Annotated in this window: 25 protein-coding genes and 1 pseudogene; 5 read left to right on the top strand and 21 right to left on the bottom strand. The window is 59.2% G+C overall.

The window, feature by feature from the left end; translation table 11 throughout:
• Nucleotides 1-32 precede the first annotated feature (32 nt).
• The 15 genes from SynA1825c_RS10090 to SynA1825c_RS10020 all read right to left on the bottom strand — a co-directional run bounded on the left by SynA1825c_RS10090 (nt 33) and on the right by SynA1825c_RS10020 (nt 12,578).
• The gene (locus SynA1825c_RS10090) at nt 33-1,052 is read right to left on the bottom strand and encodes an ABC transporter permease (RefSeq protein WP_186469174.1); all 1,020 of its coding nucleotides are present in this window, start codon (nt 1,050-1,052) and stop codon (nt 33-35) included.
• On the bottom strand, nt 1,052-2,620 hold the full coding sequence (locus tag SynA1825c_RS10085; RefSeq protein ID WP_255477146.1) for an ABC transporter substrate-binding protein: 1,569 nt from the start codon (nt 2,618-2,620) through the stop codon (nt 1,052-1,054). The genes SynA1825c_RS10090 and SynA1825c_RS10085 overlap by 1 nt, the downstream gene beginning before the upstream one ends.
• Before the next feature lie 82 nt (nt 2,621-2,702).
• Nucleotides 2,703-2,888 (bottom strand): hypothetical protein, encoded by a 186-nt coding sequence (locus SynA1825c_RS10080; RefSeq protein WP_370523154.1) that lies wholly within the window; start codon nt 2,886-2,888, stop codon nt 2,703-2,705.
• Between the two features lie 197 nt (nt 2,889-3,085).
• A complete protein-coding gene (locus SynA1825c_RS10075) occupies nt 3,086-4,402 on the bottom strand; it encodes a homoserine dehydrogenase (protein ID WP_186469172.1) in 1,317 nt (438 codons plus the stop codon).
• A gap of 73 nt (nt 4,403-4,475) precedes the next feature.
• On the bottom strand, nt 4,476-4,922 hold the full coding sequence (locus tag SynA1825c_RS10070) for a SufE family protein (protein WP_186469171.1): 447 nt from the start codon (nt 4,920-4,922) through the stop codon (nt 4,476-4,478).
• Between the two features lie 22 nt (nt 4,923-4,944).
• Nucleotides 4,945-5,397: a hypothetical protein gene (locus SynA1825c_RS10065; RefSeq protein WP_370593743.1), complete on the bottom strand. Its 453-nt coding sequence runs from the start codon at nt 5,395-5,397 to the stop codon at nt 4,945-4,947.
• Nucleotides 5,398-5,467: 70 nt separating this feature from the next.
• On the bottom strand, nt 5,468-6,079 hold the full coding sequence (locus tag SynA1825c_RS10060) for a 5-formyltetrahydrofolate cyclo-ligase (RefSeq protein ID WP_186469170.1): 612 nt from the start codon (nt 6,077-6,079) through the stop codon (nt 5,468-5,470).
• A gap of 2 nt (nt 6,080-6,081) precedes the next feature.
• Nucleotides 6,082-6,858 carry a class I SAM-dependent methyltransferase gene (locus SynA1825c_RS10055; RefSeq protein ID WP_186469169.1) on the bottom strand — a complete coding sequence of 259 codons (777 nt, stop codon included), beginning with the start codon at nt 6,856-6,858 and terminating at the stop codon, nt 6,082-6,084.
• Nucleotides 6,859-7,020: 162 nt separating this feature from the next.
• Nucleotides 7,021-7,206 (bottom strand): hypothetical protein, encoded by a 186-nt coding sequence (locus SynA1825c_RS10050; protein WP_186469168.1) that lies wholly within the window; start codon nt 7,204-7,206, stop codon nt 7,021-7,023.
• A gap of 45 nt (nt 7,207-7,251) precedes the next feature.
• Entirely contained in the window at nt 7,252-7,716 is a 465-nt protein-coding gene (gene ruvC / locus SynA1825c_RS10045) for a crossover junction endodeoxyribonuclease RuvC (protein WP_186469167.1), read from the bottom strand.
• Nucleotides 7,717-7,734: 18 nt separating this feature from the next.
• Nucleotides 7,735-8,823, bottom strand: a complete 1,089-nt coding sequence (bchI, locus tag SynA1825c_RS10040; protein WP_186469166.1) for a magnesium chelatase ATPase subunit I — start codon at nt 8,821-8,823, stop codon at nt 7,735-7,737.
• Nucleotides 8,820-10,256, bottom strand: coding sequence for a DUF3370 domain-containing protein (locus SynA1825c_RS10035; protein WP_370593742.1), 1,437 nt, complete (start codon nt 10,254-10,256; stop codon nt 8,820-8,822). Before SynA1825c_RS10035 ends, bchI begins: the two co-directional genes overlap by 4 nt.
• Nucleotides 10,256-11,401 carry a serine hydrolase gene (locus SynA1825c_RS10030; protein WP_186469165.1) on the bottom strand — a complete coding sequence of 382 codons (1,146 nt, stop codon included), beginning with the start codon at nt 11,399-11,401 and terminating at the stop codon, nt 10,256-10,258. Before SynA1825c_RS10030 ends, SynA1825c_RS10035 begins: the two co-directional genes overlap by 1 nt.
• Before the next feature lie 24 nt (nt 11,402-11,425).
• The gene (locus tag SynA1825c_RS10025; RefSeq protein WP_186469164.1) at nt 11,426-12,160 is read right to left on the bottom strand and encodes an RNA methyltransferase; all 735 of its coding nucleotides are present in this window, start codon (nt 12,158-12,160) and stop codon (nt 11,426-11,428) included.
• 7 nt (nt 12,161-12,167) lie between these two features.
• Nucleotides 12,168-12,578 carry a cytochrome c gene (locus tag SynA1825c_RS10020; RefSeq protein WP_186469163.1) on the bottom strand — a complete coding sequence of 137 codons (411 nt, stop codon included), beginning with the start codon at nt 12,576-12,578 and terminating at the stop codon, nt 12,168-12,170.
• Nucleotides 12,579-12,610: 32 nt separating this feature from the next.
• On the opposite strand from SynA1825c_RS10020, the gene petG reads away from it, so the two are divergent.
• Entirely contained in the window at nt 12,611-12,724 is a 114-nt protein-coding gene (gene petG, locus SynA1825c_RS13685; protein ID WP_006041770.1) for a cytochrome b6-f complex subunit V, read from the top strand.
• 13 nt (nt 12,725-12,737) lie between these two features.
• On the opposite strand, the pseudogene rsmD reads toward petG, so the two are convergent.
• From rsmD to SynA1825c_RS09995, 5 genes and pseudogenes are all read right to left on the bottom strand, one after another.
• A pseudogene (rsmD, locus tag SynA1825c_RS10015) lies at nt 12,738-13,277 on the bottom strand (16S rRNA (guanine(966)-N(2))-methyltransferase RsmD); the annotation flags it as partial.
• On the bottom strand, nt 13,274-13,924 hold the full coding sequence (gene hisH, locus SynA1825c_RS10010; protein ID WP_186469161.1) for an imidazole glycerol phosphate synthase subunit HisH: 651 nt from the start codon (nt 13,922-13,924) through the stop codon (nt 13,274-13,276). The pseudogene rsmD and the gene hisH, both read right to left, overlap by 4 nt.
• Before the next feature lie 41 nt (nt 13,925-13,965).
• On the bottom strand, nt 13,966-14,289 hold the full coding sequence (trxA, locus tag SynA1825c_RS10005) for a thioredoxin (RefSeq protein WP_066909933.1): 324 nt from the start codon (nt 14,287-14,289) through the stop codon (nt 13,966-13,968).
• Between the two features lie 219 nt (nt 14,290-14,508).
• Nucleotides 14,509-15,672, bottom strand: a complete 1,164-nt coding sequence (locus tag SynA1825c_RS10000) for a GuaB3 family IMP dehydrogenase-related protein (protein ID WP_186469160.1) — start codon at nt 15,670-15,672, stop codon at nt 14,509-14,511.
• Between the two features lie 65 nt (nt 15,673-15,737).
• Nucleotides 15,738-16,397, bottom strand: coding sequence for a CAAD domain-containing protein (locus SynA1825c_RS09995; RefSeq protein WP_255478355.1), 660 nt, complete (start codon nt 16,395-16,397; stop codon nt 15,738-15,740).
• Nucleotides 16,398-16,535: 138 nt separating this feature from the next.
• Between SynA1825c_RS09995 and gyrA the strand changes: the two genes are divergently transcribed.
• The 4 genes from gyrA (at nt 16,536) to SynA1825c_RS09975 (ending at nt 24,804) form a co-directional block, all read left to right on the top strand.
• The gene (gene gyrA, locus SynA1825c_RS09990; protein WP_186469159.1) at nt 16,536-19,163 is read left to right on the top strand and encodes a DNA gyrase subunit A; all 2,628 of its coding nucleotides are present in this window, start codon (nt 16,536-16,538) and stop codon (nt 19,161-19,163) included.
• Between the two features lie 2 nt (nt 19,164-19,165).
• Nucleotides 19,166-20,404, top strand: a complete 1,239-nt coding sequence (gene crtL, locus SynA1825c_RS09985) for a lycopene beta cyclase (RefSeq protein WP_186469158.1) — start codon at nt 19,166-19,168, stop codon at nt 20,402-20,404.
• Between the two features lie 83 nt (nt 20,405-20,487).
• Nucleotides 20,488-20,805, top strand: coding sequence for a hypothetical protein (locus SynA1825c_RS09980; protein ID WP_186469157.1), 318 nt, complete (start codon nt 20,488-20,490; stop codon nt 20,803-20,805).
• Nucleotides 20,806-21,123: 318 nt separating this feature from the next.
• Nucleotides 21,124-24,804 (top strand): autotransporter outer membrane beta-barrel domain-containing protein, encoded by a 3,681-nt coding sequence (locus SynA1825c_RS09975; protein ID WP_186469156.1) that lies wholly within the window; start codon nt 21,124-21,126, stop codon nt 24,802-24,804.
• A 42-nt stretch (nt 24,805-24,846) separates the two neighbouring features.
• Here the strand turns inward: SynA1825c_RS09975 and SynA1825c_RS09970 are convergent, their stop codons facing one another.
• Nucleotides 24,847-26,415, bottom strand: coding sequence for a glycoside hydrolase family 57 protein (locus SynA1825c_RS09970; protein WP_186469155.1), 1,569 nt, complete (start codon nt 26,413-26,415; stop codon nt 24,847-24,849).
• Nucleotides 26,416-26,443: the final 28 nt, after the last annotated feature.

Genomic DNA, 26,443 nt, shown 5'->3' with positions numbered 1-26,443 from the left:
AACTCTCTAACTGCAGTCGGCTCAGATGATTGTCAGTAACGCACGCGTGGATCGAGCAGGGCCACAAGAAGATCCACCGCCACACTAACCAGCACCACCAGCGCAGCCACCACCACCACAATCCCCTGCACCACGGGGTAGTCCCGCTGGTTGATGCTTTCTTGGAGTCGCAGAGCGATGCCTGGCCAGGAGAAGGTCACCTCGATCAGCAGCGCACCACCGATTAAGGAAGCCACGGTGATCCCCGCAATGGTGAGCACTGGCAGTAAAGCGTTGGGGAGGGCATGGCGAAGAATCACCTGGGTTTCGCTGAGGCCGCGGCTGCGAGCAGCTTCGACGTAATCCGAGCGAAGACTGCGGTTGAGGTTGAGTCGTAAGGCATTGGTGAAGACACCACTCAAGAGCAGCCCAAGGGTGCAGGCCGGAAGAACCAGGTGACGAATCGCTCCTTTCAGAGCGATCCAGTTTCCTTGCAGCAAGCTGTCGAAAATTAGGAAGCCACTGCCATCTGGAGGAATCATTCCCGGTGGAAATCGTCCGCCGACCGGTAGCCAGCCAAGGATCACTGCGAACAGCAATTGCACCAGCATTGCTGCCCAAAATGGGGGCAGCGCGTAGGTGCCGATGCCGTAAAAGCGTCCAGCCAGGTCGATGCTCCCTTCAGATTTAGCAATGGCTGTAAAGCCCACCGCCAGTCCGGCAACAGCAGCCACCAGAAGGGCGGTGACGCTCAGTTCGAGGCTGGCGGGTAACGCCCTCCCAATGATCTGACGGACGGGCTCTTGATTGATCAGTGCTTCACCGAGGTTTCCATTAAGCAAGCCGCCGAGAAAGTCCATGTACTGATGCCAGAGAGGCTGATCCAGGCCAAGCTGCTCTCTCAGACGAGCCTTTACCTCTTCAGGGGCCCGGCTTCCCAGCACCGCATCAACAGGATCACCCGGTGCAACCCGCAGGAGCAGAAACACCAGCGTGGCAATGAGCCACAGCATCAGAGGTGCCAATGCCAGACGGGTGGCCACGTAGCGCAGTAGGTCGCGACTTCGCCCCATCAGCTCGCCTCTTGCAACCGAGCCAGCTTCAGCCGACCGTTCCCGTCAAATTCTGGTGTTGCCAATTCGGGCAGACTCCAGGCCCGCGGTGTGACAAGCCAAACGGGAATGTAAGCAGCGCCCTCGGCTGCCATGGCCTCCACCTGGTTGAGATCGCGTAGGCGGGTTTCACCACTGCTGCGATCCGAGCGCAGCAAGGTGTCTTCCAAGCCTGGGGCTGTCCAGAAACTGCCGCTAATGGCGGCTTCGCCTCGCTCGCAGATGCTGCCGTTGGATTTGCTGCAACTCAGCAGAGGTGTGAGATATGCGGCTGGATCGGGATAGGAGCCGCGCCAGTCGAGCATCACTGCCTGAAATGCTCCTTGCTCAAGCTGGTCGTAAACCGTGGTTGATTCCACGCCATCCAGTTTCAACACAAGGCAATCGGAAAGATCGCGCTGGATTTGGGCTTGCCAGGTGAGCGCCATCAGTCGATCGGCCGGCAGATTGCTTCGATAGGTGAAGGGCAGGGTGAAGACCTGCCCATTGCAGTAGCCAGCACTGAGAAACAGATTTCTGGCCTGAGCGGCGTCATAACGGGGCCAGGGTTCGGCATTGCCACCAGGCAGTCCGGGAGGAACCAGAGAGAGCAAAGGGAGACGCAGACCGTGGCTGACCCGTTGGCTGATCAGTGGTCTGTCCAGGCTGTAGGTCAGTGCCTGGCGCAGAACGGGATTCTTGAGCGGACCGTCGTTGCTCAGCAGCGTGATGTAGCCGATCACCAGTGCAGGGCCCTCTCCGACCCGCAGCCGGCCCTCGTCGGCCATGCGATTAAGCGCTAGGCGCTGATCCTCGTCGATGGAGTCTGAGATCAGCACATCCACCTCGCCGCTGCGAATCGCACCGAACAAGGCTGTGGAATTGCTCAGATAGATCAGATTCAGTCCAGGGTTACTCGGTGGCTGCCCCCAGTACTGCTCGAAGGGGTCCAGGCGTTGCTGCACTGCTTGGAAACTGGCCAAGCGATAAGGGCCCGTGCCCACGAAGTTGTCGTTCAGGAAACGCTCCTGATGATCGTGGTAGGCGGTCGGGGAGACCGGGGTGAGATTGGTGGAGGTCAGCAGGTTCTCCAGGGAGCTGGAGGGTCGATTTAGCCGCAATCTCAGTTCAAACGCGCTCGGCGTCTCCACGGCCTTGATCCGATCGCCCACCACAAAGCTGAGCGTGCCGATGGCCAGGAAGCGACGCAGACTGAAGGCCATCGCCTCTGCATTGAATGGCGTGCCGTCGTGGAACAGCACGTCGTCACGCAAAGGAATTGTGACGGTAAGACCGTCGTCACTAATTTCTGGCGGACCTGACGCGAGCGAAGGCATCAGTTCGCCGCTCATCGACCGCGTGTACAGCGTGTCTCCAAGAGCACTGATGACTTGCTGGGCGCCAAACGTGCTCGCCTGTGCGGGATCCAGAGAGGTGATCCTGCCAGCACGGGCCACCGTGATTCGGTCACTGGGTCGAATCGGCTGACAGGCGCTCTGGCTCAGTCCAATTGCTGCGGCTGCGCTCACTGACAGCAAGCAGCGAAACACCCTGTTGATGTTGGCCGAGCCTGACGGGCTGCGTTGATCGATCACGCTTCAGGTGATTCGGACAACGCCATTCAAAGGCCCTTCAGGCTGAATCGGCACTGAGGGGTGGCGTGATCTGGTGAAAAGGGACTTCAAACACCGGAGATCCCTGGGATGTGAGCGGCCACTCGCGCACCCAGCAACGGTCGTGATCGTCGTCGATCCCGATCACCTGATAGACCCCCGCGTTGGTTCTCAGACGGATGCAATCACCTTGATGAAGCCTCATGCAGGATCGGTGGCCCGACTGAACGCAGCGTTGCCCTTGCAGAACTGAGAGTTCGTTCGACATGAACGGTTTGGATCATGGATCTGCGAATGCAGACCTCATCTGTGATGGTTCTTATGACTCTGCCGCATGCAAGGGGGGCATTGCCAGGTGGCGGCTTGTCGATGTGTGTCCGATCACAACCCCTGGGGTCCTGATCAGAAGCAGCCGAGGTGGGCGGCCAGGGTCCGCACTTCCGGCAATGCCGCAATGGCCTGAAGGGCGTTTTGCATGGCGCCATTGCCCACCTCATGGGTAATGACGACGATTTCAGCGCCTTGGTCGCTGGCGTCGAATTGAACGATGGATTGAATCGAGACGCCTCGCTCCCCAAAGCAGCTGCCGATGCGACCAATCACGCCAGGAGCGTCTTCTGTGTGAAAACGCACGTAATTGCGTTGGCGAATCTGGCTGCCGTCCACGAGATGGCAAGACCGCCAGCTGCTGGCGGCCAGCAATGGATCGAGGCCTCCATCGCTGCTCTTCAGTTGGCGGATGCCCGCAATGTTGAGAATATCGGCGACCACAGCAGAAGCCGTGGGCCCAGACCCTGCTCCTGGGCCGTAGAACATCACCCGTCCAATGGGGTCGCCTTCAACGAGGATCGCGTTGTTGACGCCATTGACCCCGGCAAGGGGGTGATCGTTGGGAACCAAGGTTGGCTGAACCCGAACGGCCAAGGGCAGAGATCCTCCCGGCTCCCCGTCGCTTTCCAGTCGCTCTGCAATCGCCAGCAGTTTCACGCCATAGCCCAGCTGCGTGGCGTAATCCACGTCCCGACCTTGAAGGTTGCTGATGCCGTTGGTCGGAATACCGCCGCGCTCAATGGGGCCGCCGAAGGCCAGTCCCGAAAGGATGGCGATCTTGTCGGCGGCGTCGTGACCCTCCACGTCAGCGGCGGGGTCTGCTTCGGCGTAGCCCAGATCCTGGGCTTCCTTGAGAACCGCGTGATAGTCAGCACCCTCATCGGCCATGCGGCTGAGGATGTAGTTGGTGGTCCCGTTGATGATGCCGCTGACCCGATCAATGCGGTTGCTTCCAAGGGACTGCTTGAGTGGCTCAATGATTGGAATACCTCCTCCAACAGCAGCTTCGATCAGCACGTAAACGCCTGCCGCCGCCGCCGCTGCAGCGATCTCTTCGCCGTGACGCGCAATCACAGCTTTGTTGGCTGTCACTACGGATTTCCCAGCGGCAATCGCTCGCATGATCAAGGTGCGGGCTGGCTCGATGCCACCGATCACCTCGACTACCACATCCACGTTGGGGTCGTCCACCACCTCCTCAGGGTTGGTCGTCAAGCACTCCTGGGGAATGGAGACCGGCCGAGCTCGCTGCAGATCGCGAACGGCAACACGCACCAGATCGAGATCGGCAATCAAGGGATGGCGGCCGTCGGGGCTGCTCAGGATGCTTGCAACGCCCGCGCCGACGGTTCCGAGGCCGAGCAGGCCGATGCCGATCCTTGTCGCCATGGGCGGGTCCGTGGGTTTCGCTGAGCCGTCGACTTTAGGCAGCAGCCGGTTCAGGCCTGCCTGTCGCTGCGCTTCAGTCGGCTTGTTTCAGAATTCGCGCCTGCTCTTGCATGGTGCGCAGGATGTTGAGGAATCCGTTTGCTCGCGATGGCGTGAGGCTGGCCTGTAGCCCCGTGGCGGCGATGAAGCCTGGATCCACAGCCATCACCTGATCCGGCGTCAGGTCGGAAAGTCCTTTGATCAACAGAGCCAAAAGTCCCTTGGTGATCAATGCGTCGGAATCGCCCTGCCAGCACATCCGGCCACCCACCAGCTCGGAGGCGATGAACACTTGAGAGACGCATCCCTTCACCTTGCGGTCGTCGGTCTGCAGCTCCGCCGGCATGGCGGGCAGTTTCTTCGCCAACCAGAGGACGTATTCGTAGCGCTTGCGCGGATCAGCCGTGCCGTTGAGTCGTTCGGCTAGCTGATCCAGGGCCTGGCTGCCGTATTGGGATGTGGAGCTACCTGCTTCAGCCATGGCTGGATCAGCGTCGCTGCATTCACCTGCGCACCCTAACCATCAGGCCTACGGTGCCGACCATGGCTGGCGCCACGGCCCAGGGGAAGGCATCGAAGGGGAGAGGGGCGCGCACCACGTCGTCCAAATTCACCCGTCCCTGCTCAAGCGGCAGGGTCAGATAATCCCGGTGACCCGGCCCCCCATCCACCTGCAAATCCACCTGGCCGTCGCTCAGATCAGGCAGGTTCACCTGCAGACGACCAGAGGCGTCGATCCGACCGAGCTCCGCTCCTGCCGTGCCGTCGGCCTCCAGTATCCGCACCACGGCACCTTCCACAGGCTCGCCGGTGGAAAAGCTGCTGTTCAGTTCCAGTTGTCCGTCGAGGTAACGCAAGGTGCTTTCGACGCCGTGGGCGCTGACGCTCTGCACCTGCCCGAGCCCTATCGCCAGGGCGGTCATGCTCATCAGGGCAAAGCGGGGAAGGGCTGGCATGGAGGTTGAAGCGCCTGGATGCCCATCCTGCGGGCCATGGGGGGTGGGCGCCAGTCGGATCGGCAAGCACTCAGCAACCACTGCTGCGTTCCCTCCTGAGTTGACAGCCCGTTTCTGTGATCCAGCCATCGAAGGGTTGGTCCCAGTCATTCACGGGGAGGGGTTCGGGGCTGACGCAGGCTTCTGGCACCACCACGAGTGCCAGCCGCTGCTTCCAAGTCGTCTGGCAACGCAGACGGTCGTAGTAGCCGCCGCCATACCCCAAGCGCATGCCGTGCTGATCCACTGCGAGAGCTGGTACCAGTAGCAGCGCTAGTTGTTCGGGGCTTAAAGCCGGCTGATCGAGGGGAGCGGCGATGCCGCAGCCATCGGGTGCGAGAGGGGCGTCGTTCCATGGGTGGTACTGCAGAGAACCATCGCCGTCCGCTGCTGGTAGGGCCGTCGACAGGCCCAGCTTGTGTTGGAAGACATCGCGTAAAGGCCGCAGGTCGGCTTCCCCTTGCAGTGGCCAGTACAACCCCACGAAGCCTTGCAAGCTGCCGCTGTGATGGCGGCAGTGAATTTCGCGTTCAACCTGATGTCGGATCTGAATGTGCAGGTTGTGCTGTTGCTGGAAACAACGCTGGCGCTCCGAGCGGTAGAGCCGACGCAACGCTGGTTTGTTCCATTCACGACGTGGCATGGTCATGGCGCAAGCCCCCAGCGGCCCATCAGCGGTAGCTGCAGTTGCAGTGTGTCCGACTCCGAAGGCCAGATCGTCCTGAGTTCGACGGCGAGTGCAGGCAGGAGCAAGTCGTGTTGCCGGTCCAACTCCAGACTCTGCTCAATGCGCCGCATGGCTGACCAGGTGCTGATGAAGGACAGAAGCTCGACCTGGGTCCATTGCACGTTGATCACGAACCCTTCAGGAATGGCTCGGCTGGGAAGTGGAAAGTCGAGATCGGTGTAGTGCCGGTCCACATGCATGCGTTGGGGAGGCCAGAAGCTCCGCAGCCGTTGGTGATACAGATCCTCCAGCCAGTTCTGCAGGACCATCGGTGCCCCCTCAATGGGCTGATAACCCAGCCAGACGAGCAGGCCTTTCGGCTTCAGCACCCGCAGGGTTTCACGGTTGAAGCCATCCACATCCAGCCAGTGAATGGCCGCGGCAATGAGCACTGCATCTGTGCTGCAGTCGTGTAGGTGGGAGCGCTCTGCAGCCCCCACGCTGTAAGTCACGCCAGGATGCGGTTGGGCAGCTTCAATCTGTTCAGGGCTCAGATCCGTGGCCGTTACATGGTCAAACCAGCGAGCCAAGCCAACAGAGGCCTGCCCGTTGCCGCAGGCCGCATCCCAACAGTGGCTTCGGGCAGGAGCCCGTTCGGCCATCCATTGAAAAATTGCATCGGGATAGCGGGGGCGAAACCGGGAGTAGTCCTGGGCGACAGCACCGAACCAGCCGTTGTTGGGGGTGTTGCTCATCGCCTGCTGAATCGGATCGATAAGCCCAGCCGATGAACAGGGATGGATTCACTCATCTCACTTGCCCGTCACTGCGGTTGTTGCATAACTTCGCCACAAGAGAATTGCGTCGAGCCTTCGCCCCGCGAGGGCTCTTTTTTTGATTGCAGCGCTTGGAAGGTTTCAGCTGTCCTGAAAGTTGCATTCCAGAAGTGCTGCGGTCAGGAGTGTCTTCATCTCCTGTAGATCGTCTTGTTCTGCGGGATCTCCACCCGGCCAGCGCTCGAGCTCATGGCTCACGGAGTTCAAGAGCAGTCTCAGGCCCGCAGCATTCAGCGTGAGATCAACGGTGCTTTCGGTTCGGTCCATCTCAGCACCCAAGTCCGGCTGCGCCATTCTGATACCAGGCCCCGGTCATCGCTGGAACCAACCGGTCAGGGCCACAGCAAGGGCATCGGCGGCGTCATCGGGTCGTGGGGGTGAGTCCAAGGCGAGTTCACGCATCACCGCTTCAAGGACTTCGTCTTTGTCGGCATGGCCATGGCCTGTGAGGGCCTGTTTGATCTGCATCGGAGGGAATTCGACCACCGGCAGTCCAAACCGGCTGAGGGTCATGATCACAACCCCACGGGCCTGCACCACCGCGATGGTGTTGCTCGAGCGATAGAAAAAGAATTTCTCGACCGCCGCCAGCTCCGGGCGCCAAACCCGGATGAGCTGACGGAGATCCCTTGCAATTTCCACCATCCGCTCCCCTTCTGTTCGGCCGGGGTCCGTGCGGATGATCCCGCAGTCGAGCATGGTCTGCTCACCCCCGCTGGTGTCGATCACGCCGTAGCCCACGCGGGCGAGACCGGGGTCGATACCGAGGATGCGCAAAGGAGTGGCCTCCCGTGCTTAAGCGGCCAAAGCCAGCTCGAACTCAGCTCGATCGCTGCTTTCGCTTCGTTCAAACACCTTGCAGAACACCTTGACCACGCGATCGCCCGAGTCGATCTGCTCCAGTGGGTCTTTGCGCAGGCGGTGCCTTAAGCAACAAGACGCCACCCGGGCAACATCGTCTTCGGTCACTTCGGTGCGACCCTCAAATGCCGCGAGGGCGCGTGCGGCCCGGTTGGTGACGATGTCGCCACGGAGGCCATCCACATCGAGTTCTCCGCACACCGCTGAGATGCGCAGACGCAGATCGTCGTCGATCTGAACCTGGTCGAGACGCTGCTGAGCCTCCACCACGCGTTGCTGCAGAGCTTGCTGGCCAGCTTCAACGGCTGCACTGAATTGATCAGGGTCTGTGTCGAAGGCCGTGCGCTGATCCACCACCTGCACGCGCAGCTCGGGGTCACGCACGGTGCGCACTTCCACGCTCATGCCGAAGCGGTCGAGCAGCTGAGGACGCAGCTCACCTTCCTCAGGGTTGCCAGAACCGATCAGCACAAAACGGGCCGGGTGGCGCACCGACACTCCCTCGCGTTCCACAGTGTTCCAGCCGGAAGCGGCTGAGTCCAGCAAAACGTCCACCAGGTGGTCGTCGAGCAGATTCACCTCATCGACGTAGAGCAAGCCTCGGTTGGCTTTGGCTAGCAGGCCCGGTTCGAAGGCTCGAACGCCGTCACTGAGTGCCTTCTCGATATCAATGGTTCCGCACAGGCGGTCTTCTGTGGCCCCGAGCGGCAGGTCGACCATCGGCACCTGGCGTTCCTCTGTCCCAAGGGTTTCACCATGTTCGAGACGCTGAACGACGTCACTGCTTTGCAGATCCGGATCCGTGGGCGAGCTGTTGTAAGGGTCGCCGGCCACCACTTCAATCCCGGGCAGTAAATCAGCCAGAGCCCTGATGGTGGTTGATTTTCCTGTGCCCCGATCTCCCATGATCATCACCCCTCCGATGCGGGGATCAATCACGTTCAGCAGGAGAGCAAGCTTCATCTCCTCCTGCCCGATCACAGCGGTGAAGGGGAAGACTCTGCGCTTGCGCGGTGAACTCACGGACGATCGTCTTGTGCTGGAGAGGATTGTTTCACAGGTCGGAGGCTCAGCACCTGTGGTGGTGTGGCATCCGCTGGGTAAATCAGGCGCACGCGCACCCGCCGGCTTTCACCGGGGCCCAGCGACACCTGGCCAAGCTCGGGGCCTTCCTGACCCCGACGCAGGACAAGGTGAAACCGCTGAGTTGCACTGAGTTTCCCGTCATATCCGTCCAGCCCTGTCACCTCGATCGGCCCGCGGAACATCACCGGTTCCCGATCGCTGCGGCTGAAGATGAGTTGTTGGTTCGTGCTGCGATTTTTAAAGGGAGATTCCAGGGCGATTGCCACGGTTCGCGTCTCGGTGCTGGTGTTGCGCAGGGGAAGCGTGAGGTCGTACTCCACTCCGTAGTTGCCGTGGGCTGCCCAGGCGGTGCCGGGGTCGAATGCCTCGAGCTCCGCGGTCTGAATCTGCCCGGTTCGTAGATCGCCGTTAACAAGGCTGCTGATCGGCCAGGAGACTGCGGTTTCACTTAAGTCGAGATGGCTTGACCCGGGGTCGGAAAGCTCTGCTTGCCAGGTGCTGCCGATTTGGACGCCACTGACGCGGGAGTAGATGATGCGCCCCCTGGTGCCACGTGGTGTCGGTTCGTGTTCTTTCGGACTCTGTTTGCCGGCGTCGAGAAGCCGCTGCCAGTAAGCGGCGTTGGGAGCCTGACGGTTGTCGCCGAAAGCGGCGAGGGTGGCAAGGTGCACCGGCCCTGAGCTGTGCAGACGCATCTGCAGATTGCGACCGTTCAGCAGGGGGTCCAGCCCGGCCACAGGAATGGGGAGCGTCACCAGTAATGACGGTGACCCTGGCTGGATCGTCCATTGCCGGGGGAGTTCGGCAGCCGAGTCTCCGCGGAGCAGATCGCCGGCCACGCGACTGCCCGGACCTGAAGAAATGACGGTTCCGCTTTCCTCCATCAAGGCAGGCAGGGGCAGAAAGGGCGATGCGGTTTGCTCTTCGCTGACAGCCTGGGAGAGTGCGGTGCTACCACCTAGCAGTTCCAGTGAAACCGCTTGATCAGTTGCCGGCTGAGCGATGACGGCAAGCCAGAGCGTGGAGTCGAGACGATCAGGTGTTCCGGCATAGACGTGATGGCTGAACAGGTCGAAACGCCCGTTCAAGGCCAGATTCAGTCCAGGGCTCTGCGGGAAGGTGGACACCAGAATCCCTTCCCCGATGATCAGTTCCGGATTGTTGTCGTTGATGATCAGCACCTGGTCAAGACCGCCGGGCAGGCTGCGCACCTCCTGGCGTCGGATCAGCGGACCGTCGTCTGCAGCCGCTTGGCTGGTGGATGTCTGAACTTGCGCCCATGCCATCGATGGAGCAACGGACAGGCTTGCAGCGGAGGCCACGAATGAGGCCAGCGTGACCAGCATCGGAATCCGAGTGAGGCGTTTCATCACGGGTTGTTGCTGGGTTCAGAGACGGCCGCGCTCACAGCCAGTTTGGGTTTGAGCGCCGGAGCCATGGCAGCTGTGAGCTTGCGGATCATTTCCGTTGAGCGTGGGTCGTTAAAAGGACCTTTTACGAGGAAGGCGGCAACGGCTCGACTGCCATCAGGGAGTTCGATTAACCCGGCATCGGCATAGGCAATACCGATGTCGCCGGTTTTGTTCAAAACTCGATAGCCCTTGATCATCAGACTTTGATCAGGTTTGCCTTGCTGACCTCCGAGCCCACGCATCAGCCCACGGGGAATCAGGGTGTTAGTAATGGATGTGCCCATCACCTGACGGAACAGATCCCGGCTGCGAATCGATAGGGCTTCGCCGGTGTCGACCAGGGCAATCGAGTAGGCCAGATCTCGAGCGCTTGTCGTGTTGGTTCCCTCAAGATCTGGTAGCCAGTTGTTTACGGTCGTGGCGCTCAGCCCCAGGGCGTTGAAGCGGAGATTGAGTGCTTCCTTGCCGCCGAGTCGATCGATCAGCAGGTTGGTGGCTGTGTTGTCGCTCACACGAATCATCTCCGTGGCGACTTCATGCGTGGGGAAGCGGGTGCCGATGGGTTTGGAGGCCATCCAGCCGGCCCCTCCTCCCACCACGGTTTTGGTCAGGGTGAGTGGCTCATTCCAGACCAAGCGTCCAGCATCCAGCTCCTCCAGGGTCACCAGCAAAATCGGTGTCTTGATCGAACTCGCTGCGGGTAGCGCGGTGTCCGGCTCAAGCTGGGCGTAGCGACCGTCATCCAGCACGAGCATGAAAGCACTCACCTTCAGGTCTGCTTGCGTGGCGGCCAGTTCTTTCCAGCGTTGACTCAGGGCTGTGAGTTCATTGCGCGTTTCAAAGCGACCGAGGTTGTCGTTGCCGTTGGAGCGCAGGCCATTGCTGCCCGTTGCCGTTGGTGCTGGCGGGTCCTCCGGTGCCGTTTCTGTTGAGACCAGCCAGCTGGGAATGGGCCAGTCACCCCGTTGGGCCCCTGTGCCAGCAAGCTTTAAAACGGATCCAGTGATCACCCCCAACCCCACGCCCATCAGCACGAGGCGCAACAACAGACGCAGTGGTCGTCCCCAGCCTGGGGTATGGCGACTGGATCGACTTGTGGCCAAAGAGCGGTGTGTGAAAGCCAGAGATTACGGGCGGTTGCAACGAATCGCCCAACGAAGTTGGCGCACCATGCCACGCAGCAGTGCCACTTCTTCAGGTCGCGCCAAGGCCCTCTGAAGTAGAGCTCTCACCTTGGCCATCCGTGCCTTGGCCGTGTGGTCGAGCAGAAAACCCGCTTCCAGCAACAAATCCTCTGCATCGATGAGGCAGGCATCCAGCTGGGGAGGCAGTGCGGCCTCGCCCCCCTGAAGTGGTTCCAGGGGATGTGGATTGGGTTGCCTGCGGGTGCGTTCCAGCTCGTGCAGAAGTACAGCCACCGCGTGGGACAGATTGAGCGATGGGTAGGCATCGCCCGAGTGCAGCCGCACCACACGCTGACTGAGCAGCAACTCTTCGTTGCTGAGTCCACGGTCTTCCCGTCCGAAGACCAAAGCGACGCGGGCATTGGTCTCGAGCCCCTGATGGATCCAGGGCATGGCCTGTTCGGGTGCCTGCAGTGGGATTTCTCCGTGGTCCAATCGTCCGCAACTGGCCACGACCCGATGGCAATCGGACAGGGCGTCCAGCAGGGATGGATAGTGCCTTGCGTTGTGCAAGACGTTTTGGCCATGCACGGCCATGCGCAGGGCTTCAGGGTCTTTGGGGTCGCAGCGTGGGTTGACCAGCCGCAGCTCATCCACTGCGAAGTTGGCGCAAAGGCGGGCAACACTGCCCACGTTGAGCGGTCCGGCAGGCTCCACCAGCACGACAACAAGAGTCAAAGGCCGATCAGTCGAGGGTGTGCAGGTAGCTCAGCAGGTCGGCCATCCCTTCCGGTTCAATTTCGAAACGGGGCATCGGTGGAGTCTCACCGCTCACGATCTGGTGGATCACAGCGCGGTCAGATCGGCGCACACTGATGCCCTGGAGGCTGGGACCTACCAAACCCTGGGCGGCGATGCCGTGGCAGCCAGCGCAATTGATTCTGAAAATTTGACCACCGTGCTGGATGTCACCGGTCAGGGCCAATGTCGCCTTGCTGTAAGGGTCGAGACGAGCTCCTGCGTAAAGCCATCCCACCAGCACCAGGGCGGTAATCACAGCCACTGCGACCAGCGCTGGCACCAACCCACGCCTGCGCTCAGAAGCTGCAGCAGTTGATGACGATGAGGTCACAGATGTATCGCATGCATGGAACAATTGTGGTTAATCCTTCCATCCGGCGTGACGCCATGATCGAACCCCTACTTTGCGGAATAGTTTTGGGCTTGATCCCCGTTACGCTTTTGGGTCTGTTTGTGGCTGCTTGGAACCAGTATCGCCGGGGTAGTGCCCTGGGGGGCTGAGGATCAGCAGGCTGCTGCTTCCATAACGCCGTCGCTCCCTTTCAATCCAGGGTGATGGAGCTTCAAGCTGAATGTTGCTGGCGTATTCGCAAATCACCAATCCCTCGGGCTGCACCCACCTACCACGATGGAGCAGACCGAGGGTTTCGTTGTAAATCCCCGCTGCATAGGGTGGATCGAAGTACACCATTGAAAAGGCGGGTTCATCGGCAGGACGTCCGCTCTTCAGCCAACTGAGCAGATCCCTTCGAATCACGCTCACCCGGGCTCGCTCTGTGTGCGCTGACGCCACAGTCTCGAGATTTTCGCGGCAGATGGCTGCTGTCCGCGGGTTGCTCTCGATGGCGACCACGCGTTCTGCACCATGCTGCAGAGCCTCACATCCCATCACGCCACTGCCGCTGCAGAGGTCAAGCCAGTGGCACCCCTGCAGTTCCGCCTGAAACATGTTCATCAACGCTTCTCGGACGCGAGACGTGGTCGGTCTCGTGCTCTGACCGGCAGGGCTGCGCAACCGACGCCCCCCGATCAATCGCAGCTGCCCGCCGCTCACGTGGGATCAGCTACATCGTGCTGAAGCCATTTCAGCCAGCGCTGCAGCAGCTGTGATCCAGCGACGGATGACTTCTCTGGGTGGAATTGGCAGGCTCCTGTGCGTCCTTTCCAGACCATCGCGGTGGCGTTCCCATGGCCAAAGGGGACTGTGGCGGCCAGATCGGCTTCTAAGGCCGGGGCCGCGGCGAAGGAGTGCACGAAATAGACCCAGGGTTCGTCAGCTTCCTCTGGAAGCAGTGGACAAGCGTTGTGGCGTTTCAGCTGTCCCCAGCCCATGTGGGGGATCCGTTCACCTTGGCCGCTGGGCAGTTTGTAGACGCCACCTTTGAGGAGGCCAAGTCCTTCAGCACTGCCCTCATCACTACGCTCAAATAACAATTGGAGACCCAGGCAGATGCCGAGCAGGGGACGAGCTTCGGCATGCCACTTCTGCAGGGGGGCAACCAGACCCGATGCATGCAGCTTGTGCATCGCTGGGTCAAAGGCACCAACGCCAGGAAGCACTAGGGCATCGCAGGGTTCCAGATCCTCTGGATGCTGCACTGCGGTTAACGGTTGTCCTAACCGTTCGAAGCAGGTCTGGACGGAATGAAGGTTGCCCATGCCGTAATCAATCAGACCGATCCTCTGGATCGGTCTTGTCACGGGTTGGGATGAAGCGTCTGCAGTCGAGGTCAGTGTTGGCCTCAGAGGTATTTGGCAATCGTGCCAGACAGCGTTGCCTTCGGAACAGCACCAACAACGGTGTCAACCTTCTGGCCACCCTTGAAGACCATCAGGGTCGGGATGCTGCGAATGCCGAACTGGCTAGCCACGTTGGGATTCTCATCGGTATTCAGTTTGAACACCTTGATCTTGCCCTCGAATTCCTTTGCAATCTCATCGACGATGGGAGCCACCATGCGGCAGGGGCCGCACCAAGGCGCCCAGAAATCCACCAGCACGGGAACGTCACTCTGAAGCACGTCCTGTTCGAAGGAGGCGTCGGTAACAGCAGCAGCGCTGGACATTCAGGATGGGTCGAGATGGGCGAAATTTAGCAACCGATTCCGAGGTTGCCTTTCGATCACAGCCTCTCTGCGCCTGAACTGTGATGGACGCCGAAAAAAACAGAAAGCCCGAACGCGTCGGGCCAGGGGGTGTGAGGAGTGTGTGGGCCGGAGCCCGCACACTTTCAACTTACCTTGCGTCTCACTTGATTCAACATGTCTCAGCTTGAGACTTTGTTGTTATTTGCCCATGCCCAGTTGCTGGGCCTTCTGATACACCTTGCCTTCGGTGAGCAGTGAAGGGGCTACCACCACCTCCACCTGCTGCATTTCCTTAATCGTGCGGGCTCCCAGGGTGCCCATGGATGTTTTCAGACAGCCCAGCAGGTTGTGGGTGCCGTCATCCAGTTTGGCCGGCCCACGCAGGATCCTCTCCAGGGTTCCTGTGCTGCCGACGTTGATGCGCGTGCCCCGAGGAAGAACAGGGCTTGGTGTGGCCATGCCCCAATGGAAGCCGCGACCGGGAGCCTCTTCCGCACGCGCAATCGGCGAGCCGATCATCACCGCGTCGGCACCACAGGCGATGCATTTGCAAATGTCGCCACCGGTAACAATGCCGCCATCGGCCACGATCGGAACATAGCGACCCGTTTCTTTCTGGAAGTCATCCCGGGCTGCGGCACAGTCAGCGACGGCTGTTGCTTGGGGAATCCCAACGCCAAGAACGCCGCGGGAGGTGCAGGCGGCTCCAGGGCCGATGCCCACCATTACGCCGGCAGCGCCAGCTCGCATCAGCTGAAGCGCCACGTCGTAGGTGACGCAGTTCCCGATCACCACGGGAACACCCATATCCCGGCACAGCGCCTCGAGATCAAGGGTGTCTTGACCTTCGGGCCCGATGTGGTTGGTTGACACCACCGTGGCCTGCACGAAGAACAGGTCGGCACCGGCTTCCGCGATGACTTTGCCAAAGCGCATGGCCGCCACAGGAGTGCCGCTGACAGCTGCAATGCCCCCCTGGGCCTTGATGTCTTGGATGCGCTTGCGGATCAACGATTCCTGAACAGGCTGGCTGTAGATCTCCTGCATCAGGGGAACGAACTCGTGCTTGCCGACAGCTGCGATGCGATCAAGAACGATGTTCGGATTGTCGTAGCGGGTCTGCACTCCTTCGAGATTGATCACGCCGAGGGCTCCCAGTTGGGACAGCTTCACGGCCATGTCCACATCCACAACGCCATCCATGGCGCTGGCGATGATCGGAATCTCGCGGTTGATGCCCCCGAGGCTCCAGCTGGTGTCGGTCACTTCCGGATCAACGGTCCTGCCGCCGGGCACCAAGGCGATTTCGTCAATGCCGTAGGCCCGACGTACAACCTTTGAGCGTCCGAGCTGAATGTCCACCGCGGGAATTTACAGAGTTTGATCAAACTACCAATCGGTGTTTCTCGCTCTACCCGTCTGCTGCCTTACCCCTTGCGACCTCCACGGATGCTGGTCCAGAGGTCTTGGAGGTTGCTGGACACCTTCTTGCGCTCGTTGCTTTTCACGAGTCGTGTTGCGGCGTACCAGGCGGCGTAGATCGCTCCGACCAGTTGAAAAAGCCGCGGTGCGAGGGGCACGGTGGCGATGGCGTCGAGGATGCCCCCATAGATCCTCAAGGTCAGGATCAGTCCGATCAGCACACCAACCAGAATCAGGGGTTGGCGCATCTTCTGCCACCACTCCACAAGGTTGTTGCCTTCCAAGAACTCCTTGATGCGTCCTGAGAGCATCTCCCACTCGCCGCCGCTCTCGTCGCTGTCTCCACTCGGGGCCTGCGCGGGCACTTGGACGCGTTCTGCGATGGAGGAGATTGGCGTGCTGGGCTGAACAGCGGGTGCGGTTGCCTGTCCGACTGGAGCTGGCTCGCTCACCGTCGGGGCGGATGGCTTAGCCACCGGTTGGCTCTGCGGTGTCGCGAGCGCTTCGCTTTCGCTGGCTTCTGGAACCGCGGGGACCGTTACAGCATCCGCTTCGCTGTTAATTGCTGGCATGGACGTGTCAACGGTGGTGGTCTCAGAATCAGCTCCATCGCTGCTGATGGAGTCCTCAGTGCCCTTTTTTTTCGGGGAGTTATCGGACGACATCGTCTTCAGATCACACAGCAGCGCCAAAGCGTAGGGGCAGGATCCGTAATCGACCCGTGTCGACAGCAAAAGGAGACGTGGAGGCTGTTTTCAGTTGGCCCTGACGCGATAAACTGAAGGGCGGTAAGTAGGTCTTGTATGGCGGATCCTGTGGGGCCCAGCGGCGGCGGTCCCGGAGATTCGGACGATCGGATCATCCAAACGGATCTGCGCAACGAGATGTCGCGCTCGTACCTCGAGTATGCGATGAGTGTGATCGTGGGTCGGGCCTTGCCCGATGCCCGAGATGGCCTCAAACCTGTGCATCGCCGCATTCTTTACGCGATGTACGAGCTGGGTCTGACCAGCGACCGCCCTTACCGGAAATGTGCCCGTGTGGTCGGTGAGGTGCTGGGTAAGTACCACCCCCATGGCGATACGGCTGTGTATGACGCACTGGTGCGCATGGCGCAGAGCTTCTCCATGTCCATGCCCCTGATCGATGGGCATGGAAATTTCGGCTCTGTGGACAACGATCCGCCCGCCGCCATGCGCTACACCGAATCGCGGCTTCAGGCGCTCACCACCGACAGCCTCCTCGAAGACATTGAAGCCGAGACCGTCGACTTCATCGACAATTTCGATGGTTCGCAGCAGGAACCCACGGTGCTGCCGTCACGGATTCCTCAGCTGCTGCTGAATGGATCTGCCGGGATCGCTGTTGGCATGGCGACCAACATTCCGCCTCACAATCTGGGTGAGCTGATCGCAGGACTGCTGGCTCTGATTGAGAACCCTGAGCTCGACGATCAGGAGTTGATGACCCTGATTCCCGGTCCTGATTTCCCCACCGGCGGACAAATCCTCGGTCGCACTGGGATCCGCGAGACCTACCTCAGTGGCCGCGGCTCCGTGACCATGCGTGGTGTCGCGGAGATTGAAACCATTGAGGCACCGGGCCGCCCTGACAGGGACGCCGTGATCATCACCGAGTTGCCATATCAGACCAACAAAGCGGCGTTGATCGAGCGCATCGCCGAAATGGTTAACGACAAGAAGCTCGAGGGGATCTCTGACATCCGCGATGAGAGTGATCGCGATGGCATGCGCATCGTGGTGGAGCTGCGCCGCGATGCCTATCCGCAGGTGGTGCTGAACAATCTCTACAAACTCACGCCACTTCAGAGCAACTTCAGTGCGCACATGCTGGCGCTAGTGAACGGTGAGCCAATCCTGCTCACCCTGCGCAAAATGCTCGAGGTGTTCCTCGACTTCCGGGTCGAGACCATCGAGCGACGCACGCGCTACCTGCTGCGCAAGGCCGAGGAACGTGATCACATTCTCCTCGGTTTGCTGCTGGCCCTTGATCAGCTGGATCCGATCATTGCCCTTATCCGAGCGGCATCCGATACAGCAACAGCAAAACAGCAGTTGCAAGACCGCCACGGACTCACGGACATCCAGGCGGACGCCATTCTGCAGATGCAGCTTCGGCGTCTCACGGCTCTCGAGGCCGACAAGATTCGCCTCGAGCACGAAGATCTTGTCGTCAAGATCGCCGACTACAAAGACATCCTTGGCCGGCGTGAGCGCGTTTTCGGCCTGATCCAAGACGAACTCGCTCAGCTCAGGGATCGCCATGCCGTGCCCAGGCGCACGGAAATCCTCGACCTCGGTGGTGGGCTCGAAGACATCGATTTAATTGCGAATGAGCGTTCCGTGGTGCTGGTCACCGAAACCGGATACCTCAAGCGGATGCCGGTGAGTGAATTCGAAGCCACCAGCCGAGGAACTCGCGGTAAGGCCGGAACCCGCAGTCAGGGGGAAGATGCGGTCAAGCTGTTCATTGGTTGCAACGATCACGACACCCTGCTGTTGTTCAGCGATCGGGGTGTGTCCTATGCCCTGCCGGCCTATCGGGTTCCCCAGTGCAGTCGGGCTGCCAAGGGCACGCCCGTGGTGCAGCTGCTCCCCATCCCCCGAGAGGAGGCGATCACATCCCTCTTGGCTGTGTCGGAATTCAACGACGACACGGATCTGCTGATGCTCACCAGCGGTGGCTTCATCAAGCGCACGCGCCTGTCGGCCTTCAGCAACATCCGCTCCAACGGTCTGATCGCGATCAACTTGGAAGACGGGGATGCGCTCACCTGGGTGCGGTTGGCGGTTCCAGGAGACAGTGTGCTGATCGGTTCCAAGGCTGGAATGACCATTCATTTCCGCCTGAGTGACGATGAACTCAGGCCTCTCGGACGCACCGCCCGTGGCGTGCGCTCGATGAACCTCCGTGATGGCGATGCGCTGGTGAGCATGGACGTCTTGCCCGTTGAGTTGGCGGACCAAGTGGCCGCCAGCAACGATGATGAGGACGATGTCGGCAGTGAAGGTCCATGGGTGCTGGTAGCCTCGGCCGCTGGTCTTGGCAAACGGGTGCCTGTGACTCAGTTCCGCCTTCAGAAACGGGCCGGAATGGGCCTGCGGGCGATGAAGTTCCGCACGGATGCCGATGAACTGGTGGGCCTGCGGGTGCTTGGAGCGGGCGAAGAGCTGCTGTTGGTCAGCGAAAAGGGTGTGATCGTGCGCACAAGTGCCGATGCCATTCCACAGCAGTCCCGCGCGGCGACCGGCGTCCGCCTGCAAAAGCTCGACAAAGGCGATCGTTTGCTCAAGGTGGTGCTCGTGCCGCCGCAGGCAGAAGGCGACGATGCCGATGCTGATGACGGCGTCGATGCGGACGTTGACGCTGCTGCCGCACCGGAGGCGAACGCTGAAGCACAGGACAGCTGACCTTGCCTGAACCTGTGGATGTGTTGGTGCTCGGGGGCGGCCCGGCTGCTCTCTGCATCGCTTCAGAGTTGAACCAGCGCGGTGTTGACGTTTCTGGGATAGCTCCCGATCCGATTGACGCTCCTTGGCCCAACACCTACGGCATCTGGGCCGACGAATTGAAAGGGCTGGGGCTCGAGCACCTGTTGGAGCACCGCTGGAGCGACACCGTCAGTTATTTCGGCGAAGGCGGCTCAACGGCTCAGGATCAGAGCCATGCTCACGGCATTGACTACGGTTTGTTCGATCGGGCCGCCCTGCAGCGCTTTTGGCTGGAACGGGCTGATGGTGTGGTCTGGCATCAAGACACCGCCGAACGGGTGGACGTGAATGGTGCAACCACCAGCGTCAGCTGCGCATCGGGAACCACGTTGCAGGCGCGCTTGGTGATCGATGCCTCCGGCTCGCGCACACCCCACATTCGCCGTCCCGATCAGGGGCCGGTGGCGGGTCAGGCGGCCTACGGCGTGGTGGGGCGTTTCTCCAAACCGCCGATTGAGGAGAACCGATTTGTGTTGATGGACTACCGCTGTGATCACCTCAGCGAGGAGCAGCGCAGCGAACCGCCCACGTTCCTCTATGCGATGGATCTGGGCGATGGGGTGTTCTTCGTGGAGGAAACCTCACTCGCCTTGGCACCGGGTGTTCCCTACGACGTGCTCAAGCAACGGCTCCAACAGCGCCTGGATCTGCGCGGCGTGGAGATCACCGAGGTGATCCACGAAGAGTTCTGCCTCTTCCCGATGAACTTGCCGCTGCCGGATCGCAATCAGCCGGTGCTGGCGTTTGGGGGCGCCGCGAGCATGGTGCATCCGGCCTCGGGGTACATGGTGGGGGCGTTGCTGCGGCGGGGACCTGATCTGGCCTATGCCATCTCCGAAGCCATCGCCAATCCAGCCCTTGGTTCAGCCGCCCTGGCGCAACGGGGTTGGCAAGCGCTGTGGCCAATCGAGCTCGTGCTGCGGCATCAGCTCTATCAATTCGGCTTGGGCCGGTTGATGGGCTTCAACGAGGCGTTGTTGCGCACCCACTTCGCCACGTTCTTCTCATTGCCGCGGGAGGAGTGGTTTGGCTTCCTCACCAACACCCTGCCGTTGCCGCGCTTGATGGGCGTGATGCTGCGCTTGTTCGCCCTTTCGCCTTGGGAGTTGCGGTGGGGATTGGTGTTGGGTGCGGCTCAGGATCAAGCTCCGCGTTTTTGAGATCCTTGTGGCTGGCGTAACTAAGAGATCTCAATAACGGACAATCAAAGGGAGTGCGTGTCTGTTCGTCTGTGCATCAGTGAATGAATCTGTCGGTGCCGATCCGCACCGGCGATCGGGGGTTGCTGGTGCCGAGTGTTCGGGCGGCCTGGCTGGCGGACTGGAACCAGGGCAATGAGGGCCAGGAGATCGGCTACAAGTTCACCAACAAGATGGTGAATTTCGATTCACAGCTGGGCACGGAAAACGGCGCCTGGATCGAGGCGGGTCTGGACTATACGGTGCAGAACTTCAACGGCATCTCGGTGAAGTTGTACGGCCGAGGTGGCATGGAGTTTTGGGCGAGCGACCGTGGCACGACCTGGCGCGCGAGCGGTGGTGTGACCACCTTCCAGTTCTGATCGCTACTCAGGACGCCACTCCCTCAGTTGAGGGAGTTTTGAACATCCATGCCTCCCCCTGATGGGGAGGCGTTTTTTTAAATTCCTCATGTGTCAAAACGGCAGACTTAATGTTTTTGGGATCACGTTTGTGGGCTCCTTAAAGCTCGATCAAGAGATACGCATCGCGAGTCTCTTGAGATTCCTCGTGCGATTCACTCTGAGGTGAAGCCGTGACATACAAATAAAAAGTCAATATTTTCTGCATGGCGCACTTCGACGGTGCCGCTAAAAGGAATCAAGCTGTTCGCGTGTCTGGTGACTAGAAAACTGCTTTCCGTGCTTTCTCTGGCTCTTTCGCTCTCTGCCACTGCTGCTGTGCATGCACAGGTGGTCCCCATCGATGGCGGAGAAAAAATCACAGAGGACGAGACTGGCGTCGTTGAAATTTATACTTTGCCTGTAAATATGCAAACAGTTATTGAAGGTGATGACGACAAATATTACGCAATCAATTACTATACCTATGTTAATCCGAAGGTGAATGACGCAGGCAGAGACGATGCTGTTCCTGGAATATCTGCAGGGCTATGGTGGAAAGATAGCCAAATAGGACAATTCTTTCCCTGGGGAGACGATGAGGATCTGGCGAAACGTCTTTCGAATGGCTATGAAGAATTTGCGGAAAATAACAATCTGCTTGTGGATGGTGATCTATGGCTGAATGATATCTTCAATGGTGGCGGATTTATTTTTGATGGCTGGAAGGGTGATCTCCCTCCTGGAGATCAGAGGCCAAATAATGCATCTAAGGGAAATAATGGGCTACAGTACATGTGGAATTCAGCTCAATATTACACCCATGAAGGGCCAAATAACCGAATTCAAGCTTTTGGTGGTTGTGCTGTGAATACAATCTCCTCTGGCGAGATAACGACAACAAGCAATCAACAGCTTATCAAAACTGCTATCGATCCGTGTAAGTTTGAAGACGGTAAAGTTCGAGAGGATCTATATGCACCAGTGTTTCAGGGTGGAACACTAAAAACGGTTGTCGATGTCGAAGGACAATCATCCAACACGAACTTAGATATTCCTTTCTGGGTTGGAATTGAGGGTGGAACAGTGGACAATAATGGAATCGCAACAAGATTCAATGGGGAATTTTCTGATGTTTTGTTGGCGACTTTCTCCGGCTCTGGAACACTAAATTTTCAGGGGAGTGGCATAACAGTCTTGGCTGCAGACAATTCTTATATTGGCGATACCAATATTCTTGAAGGAACTCTCCGAGTCACTGGATCTCTCAGCGACGCTACGGCTGTCTCTGTCGCTGATGGTGCCATCTATGAAGTTGCTAACAGCGATGAGGTCGGATCGATTGAAGGTGCTGGCGATATTGTTATTGAAAAAGATCAGACACTGACAGCTGGTGGTCTTGATACAGATACCACGTTGTCTGGAGTAATCTCTGGTGATGGTGGATTTAAGAAAGTTGGAGATGGCACAACGAGTTTTTCTGGCGATAACACCTATGCGGGTGCTACTGAGATCAAGGCGGGAACGTTGAAGGTCACGGGCTCGCTCAGCGATGTTACGGGTGTTTCTGTCTCCGATGGCGCCACCTATGAAGTTACTAATAGTGATGAGATCGGATCGATTGAAGGTGCTGGCGACATTGTCATTGACGATGACCAGACCCTGACTGCTGGTGGTTTGGGGACGGATACGGAGTTTTCTGGTCCGATTTCCGGTGATGGTGGATTCACCAAGGTTGGTGATGGTACAACCACTTTTTCTGGCGCCAACTCCTACAAGGGCGAGACGAAGATTAAAGATGGTGCCCTTTTATTGGGACACTTGTCGAGCATCCCTCGGCGATCTTCCACATTGGTGACAGGAGCTGGTCGACTTGACTTGCTGTCCGGGCCGTCAGGAAGAGGTGAATTTGAGATTGATCGTCTAAGTATCAAGGAAGGGGGTCGGGTTTATGTTTCGCCTGAACAGCCGTTGGTCTCTAAAACAATCAGCCTAGATGCTTACTCTTTAGAGGATTCAAGTCCAGGTGGAATTATCACCTCTTTGGATGGAAAGAATAATCCGCCTTTGCGAGTCAGTGAGTCATTTGATTATGAGAATGGCAGCTTGGTTGTTGGCGCTCCAGATTCTGATGATCCCGAAGGGGTCTGGGAGATCATCGATGGAGATGTCAAAAATATTGATGATCTTGCCGAAAATACATATATCGTAGTTAGTCAAGATCAGATCTTTTCCTTTGATGGAATTGGCGAAGAATATGCCAAAGATGGTCCAGCTCTTTACAAGGGTTATTTGGCCAAAGGTTCTTTAGATCTTGTTATAGAAGTCAAAAAAAGTGATGAGATTATTTGCGACTTGCATCCTGATTCTGATGAGTGCAATGAAGAGCCTAATAAGCCAGACCCGGATCCGCCGATCTGCGACTTATATCCCGCTCTCGAAGAGTGCAAGGAAGAGCCTAATAAGCCGGACCCGGATCCGCCGATCTGTGAGGGTGATGAATGCAAAAATGATAAGCCTGTTCCACTCCCTGGTTGTGAAGAAGATGACGACCTGTGCGACGTGATTAGTGATGTCCCCGGTGATGAAGACGACGCTTGGGAAGACGAGGAAGAGGTTGCGCTGGAGATAATTGAAGGTTTGCTCGATGGCTTAAAGCAAGAGCAAATTGATCTGCTGTTGAGTTTTGATTACGGGCAATTGGCAAAGTTGGTGGGCAGTGGTTTAGCCCCACGGAATGTGGATGCTGCGGGTCGTGGTTTGGCGCTGCATAACAATTTGCTGGTGGACACGTTGTTTGATCGACAGCCGCTGCGTCAGTTCGAGGAACTGCTGATTGCAGAAGAAGTTGTTGAGCAGAGCGTTGTGGAAGACGAGGCCGTGATTGAGGAGTCGGCTCCGGTGCAGCCGTTGTGGCTGAAGTCTGAGGAGCTCAGCGATGGAGAAGCGGCTGATGAGTATGTGGAAGGCGCGGTTGAAAGCGTTGAGGTTGCCGATGCTGATGCTGCGGTAGCAATCGAGCTAGAAGAAGAAGCCGTTGTTGTTGAGTTCGACGGCGTCCGCCTTGTCGACCAGCAGGATGACGAACTGGATCTGGCCAAGCGTGAGGGCGTGAGCGCCTGGGTGAAGGGATTCGGCGGCAACAGCCGGGCTGATGACTCATCGATTCTCTACAACGACTACAGCTTGACCGCCTACGGCACCAGCTTTGGTGTGAATGTGGCGCTGAGCGAGACGTTCCAGATCGGCGCCTATGCCAATTACGGCGATCTGAACGTGAACCAGCACAGCGGCGAGACCGGTGGCGGCAGCTGGAACCCTGAGGGCTGGGGTGGGGGCTTAACGGCCCAGTACTCCGCCCGCCATTTCTATGTGCAGGGCCTGCTGGGGGCGAGTGAATTCAGCGGCGAGCAGTCGCGCAACATCCTGCGGATCAACGACGATCTGGGTGGCAATACGGCCCGGGGTGACAAGAGCGTCACCAGCTACCTGGGCGCACTGCGGATCGGCGCACCGTTCAAGACCGGTGGCGTGGTGCTCGAGCCCCAAGGGCAGGTGGTGTGGACCCGTAACCATGAACAGGGATTCTCCGAGACCAGCGGAACGGAGAACCTGCGGTTGAAGTACAAGAGCCGCACAACGAACTTTGCCGAGACGGAGCTGGGCATGAAGCTGTCGGTGCCGATCCGCACCGGCGAGCGGGGACTGCTGGTGCCGAGTGTTCGGGCGGCCTGGCTTGCGGACTGGAACCAGGGCAATGAAGGCCAGGAGATCGGCTACAAGTTCACCAACAAGACGGTGAATTTCGATTCACAGCTGGGCACCGAGAACGGTGCGTTGATTGAGGCGGGTCTGGACTACACGGTGCAGAACTTCAACGGCATCTCGGTGAAGCTGTATGGAAGAGGTGGCATGGAGTTCTGGGCGAGCGACCGTGGCACGACCTGGCGCGCGAGCGGCGGCATGACCTGGCAGTTCTGATGTCGTGGTCGTCCTCCAGGGGTGTTGGATGCCTGCGGAGGGTTAAGGACTGGCCCTGGCCCAATCTGCCGGCTGAATGAGCGGGAACAGCGCATCCTCCCGTTCCAGTTCATCCAGCCAGCTCTCCTGAAGATCCTCGCGGCCATCGATGGCCGCCATCAAACGCCAAAAACGCTGGAGGTGACGTTCGATGCGTTCCTTCGCCAGTTCTGTGGTGGTCCCTGCTCTCAGGATGAAGCTCCAGTCCGACGACTGCGCTAAGAGAAGCTCTCGCCCTGCTTGATGCAGCAGGCGCAGATCCGATTCGCTGCCAACGCCTCGGCTGCAGCGCTCCACCATGGCGCGGCCGGCCCGGCTCCATTCAGGAATGATCCACGCATTGGTTTCGTTGAGCCAGTAATCGTGGAAACCACCACGCCCCCAACTGGAGGGACAGGGATTGCACAGTTGCAGATTGGGTTGGGCATTCAGCACGCTGCGCAGACTGGTGAAGCGAATGCCTTCGCTGGGTCCCTGTCGAAACAGCTCCGCCAGGAACCGGGGACCTTCGAACCACCAATGGCCAAACAGTTCGGCATCAAAGGGCGCCACGAGAAGGGGTTCGATGGCCATGCCTGCCTGCAACCGATCCAGTTGTTGACGACGACCTTGGAGGAAATGCTGGGCATGCTCGCAGGTGCGTTCCATGGCCCGGTTGGGTTGGTAAGGCTGCTTGCCATCGAGCCCACTGCTGGGATTGCTGACGCGGTGCAGCTTCAGGCCAAGGGGTCTGCCGGTGGGTAGCCCCTCGGCGGCAACGGTTTCCGCTGGGAGATCCCAGCCAAGGTCCCGGTGAAATTCCCGATACCATGGATCTCCTGGATAGCCATCCTTGGCGGACCAAACCGGAAGCGTGGCGTCGCTATCCCGGCCAAAGAACGCCACGCCTTGACGGCTCACGATTGGGGCGTAGACGCCGTAGCGCGGTCGAGGTTCGGCGTGGAGTAGACCATGCCCATCGAGGACGGCGTAGCGCAGACCCGCATCCCGCATCCAGTGGTCAAGACCTTCGTAGTAAGCGCATTCCGGCAGCCAGATTCCCAGTGGGCGTTCTCCCAAAAGCCGGTGATGCTCCCGCACAGCCGTGCGGAGTTGTGCACGCACCGCCTCCGGATGCTCGCGCAGCAGGGGCAGGTAGCCATGGGTGGCACCACAGGTGAGCAGATCCAGCACACCTTGGCGTTGGAGGGCTGCGAAGCGACCGATCAGATCGCCTTCACACTGATGCCAGGAGCTCAGGTGGCGTTGGAAGCTGTCAGCCAGGTGATCGGCGGCGTCCTTGCGGTTGTCTGGCGTTTGGTTCAACAGGCTGAGGCGGGCCTCAATCCAGGCGGGGAACCTCTGCTGCAGGGTTCGATCCGACAGCAGCGACAGCAAGGTGGGTGAAACCCCCATGGTGAGTTCGGGTGCCAGCTGCGGATCGGCTGCTGCTGCCTCCAGGGTCTCCAGCAGCGGTAGATAGCACTCGATCAGCGCTTGGAAGAACCAGTCCTCTTCTAGAGAGTGTTCTTCCTCTGCCCGGACATAGGGAAGGTGTGCGTGCAGAACAAGAGCGAGTGCTCCGGGTGCCACGGTCCCGTCCCATCAACCGTGTGAATGT

The organism is Synechococcus sp. A18-25c, assembly GCF_014280035.1.
In the GTDB taxonomy this organism is placed as follows: Bacteria; Cyanobacteriota; Cyanobacteriia; order PCC-6307; family Cyanobiaceae; genus Synechococcus_C.
This window is presented reverse-complemented; position numbering and strand designations above follow the sequence as displayed.

Excerpts from the sequence above, each read along its gene's own strand:
- SynA1825c_RS10090 (WP_186469174.1), bottom strand. The coding sequence starts at position 1,052 with ATGGGGCGAAGTCGCGACCTACTGCGCTACGTGGCCACCCGTCTGGCA.
- SynA1825c_RS10080 (WP_370523154.1), bottom strand. The coding sequence starts at position 2,888 with ATGAGGCTTCATCAAGGTGATTGCATCCGTCTGAGAACCAACGCGGGG.
- SynA1825c_RS10075 (WP_186469172.1), bottom strand. The coding sequence starts at position 4,402 with ATGGCGACAAGGATCGGCATCGGCCTGCTCGGCCTCGGAACCGTCGGC.
- SynA1825c_RS10070 (WP_186469171.1), bottom strand. The coding sequence starts at position 4,922 with ATGGCTGAAGCAGGTAGCTCCACATCCCAATACGGCAGCCAGGCCCTG.
- SynA1825c_RS10065 (WP_370593743.1), bottom strand. The coding sequence starts at position 5,397 with ATGCCAGCCCTTCCCCGCTTTGCCCTGATGAGCATGACCGCCCTGGCG.
- SynA1825c_RS10060 (WP_186469170.1), bottom strand. The coding sequence starts at position 6,079 with ATGCCACGTCGTGAATGGAACAAACCAGCGTTGCGTCGGCTCTACCGC.
- SynA1825c_RS10055 (WP_186469169.1), bottom strand. The coding sequence starts at position 6,858 with ATGAGCAACACCCCCAACAACGGCTGGTTCGGTGCTGTCGCCCAGGAC.
- SynA1825c_RS10050 (WP_186469168.1), bottom strand. The coding sequence starts at position 7,206 with ATGGACCGAACCGAAAGCACCGTTGATCTCACGCTGAATGCTGCGGGC.
- SynA1825c_RS10035 (WP_370593742.1), bottom strand. The coding sequence starts at position 10,256 with ATGAAACGCCTCACTCGGATTCCGATGCTGGTCACGCTGGCCTCATTC.
- petG (WP_006041770.1), top strand. The coding sequence starts at position 12,611 with ATGATCGAACCCCTACTTTGCGGAATAGTTTTGGGCTTGATCCCCGTT.
- trxA (WP_066909933.1), bottom strand. The coding sequence starts at position 14,289 with ATGTCCAGCGCTGCTGCTGTTACCGACGCCTCCTTCGAACAGGACGTG.
- SynA1825c_RS09995 (WP_255478355.1), bottom strand. The coding sequence starts at position 16,397 with ATGTCGTCCGATAACTCCCCGAAAAAAAAGGGCACTGAGGACTCCATC.
- gyrA (WP_186469159.1), top strand. The coding sequence starts at position 16,536 with ATGGCGGATCCTGTGGGGCCCAGCGGCGGCGGTCCCGGAGATTCGGAC.
- SynA1825c_RS09980 (WP_186469157.1), top strand. The coding sequence starts at position 20,488 with ATGAATCTGTCGGTGCCGATCCGCACCGGCGATCGGGGGTTGCTGGTG.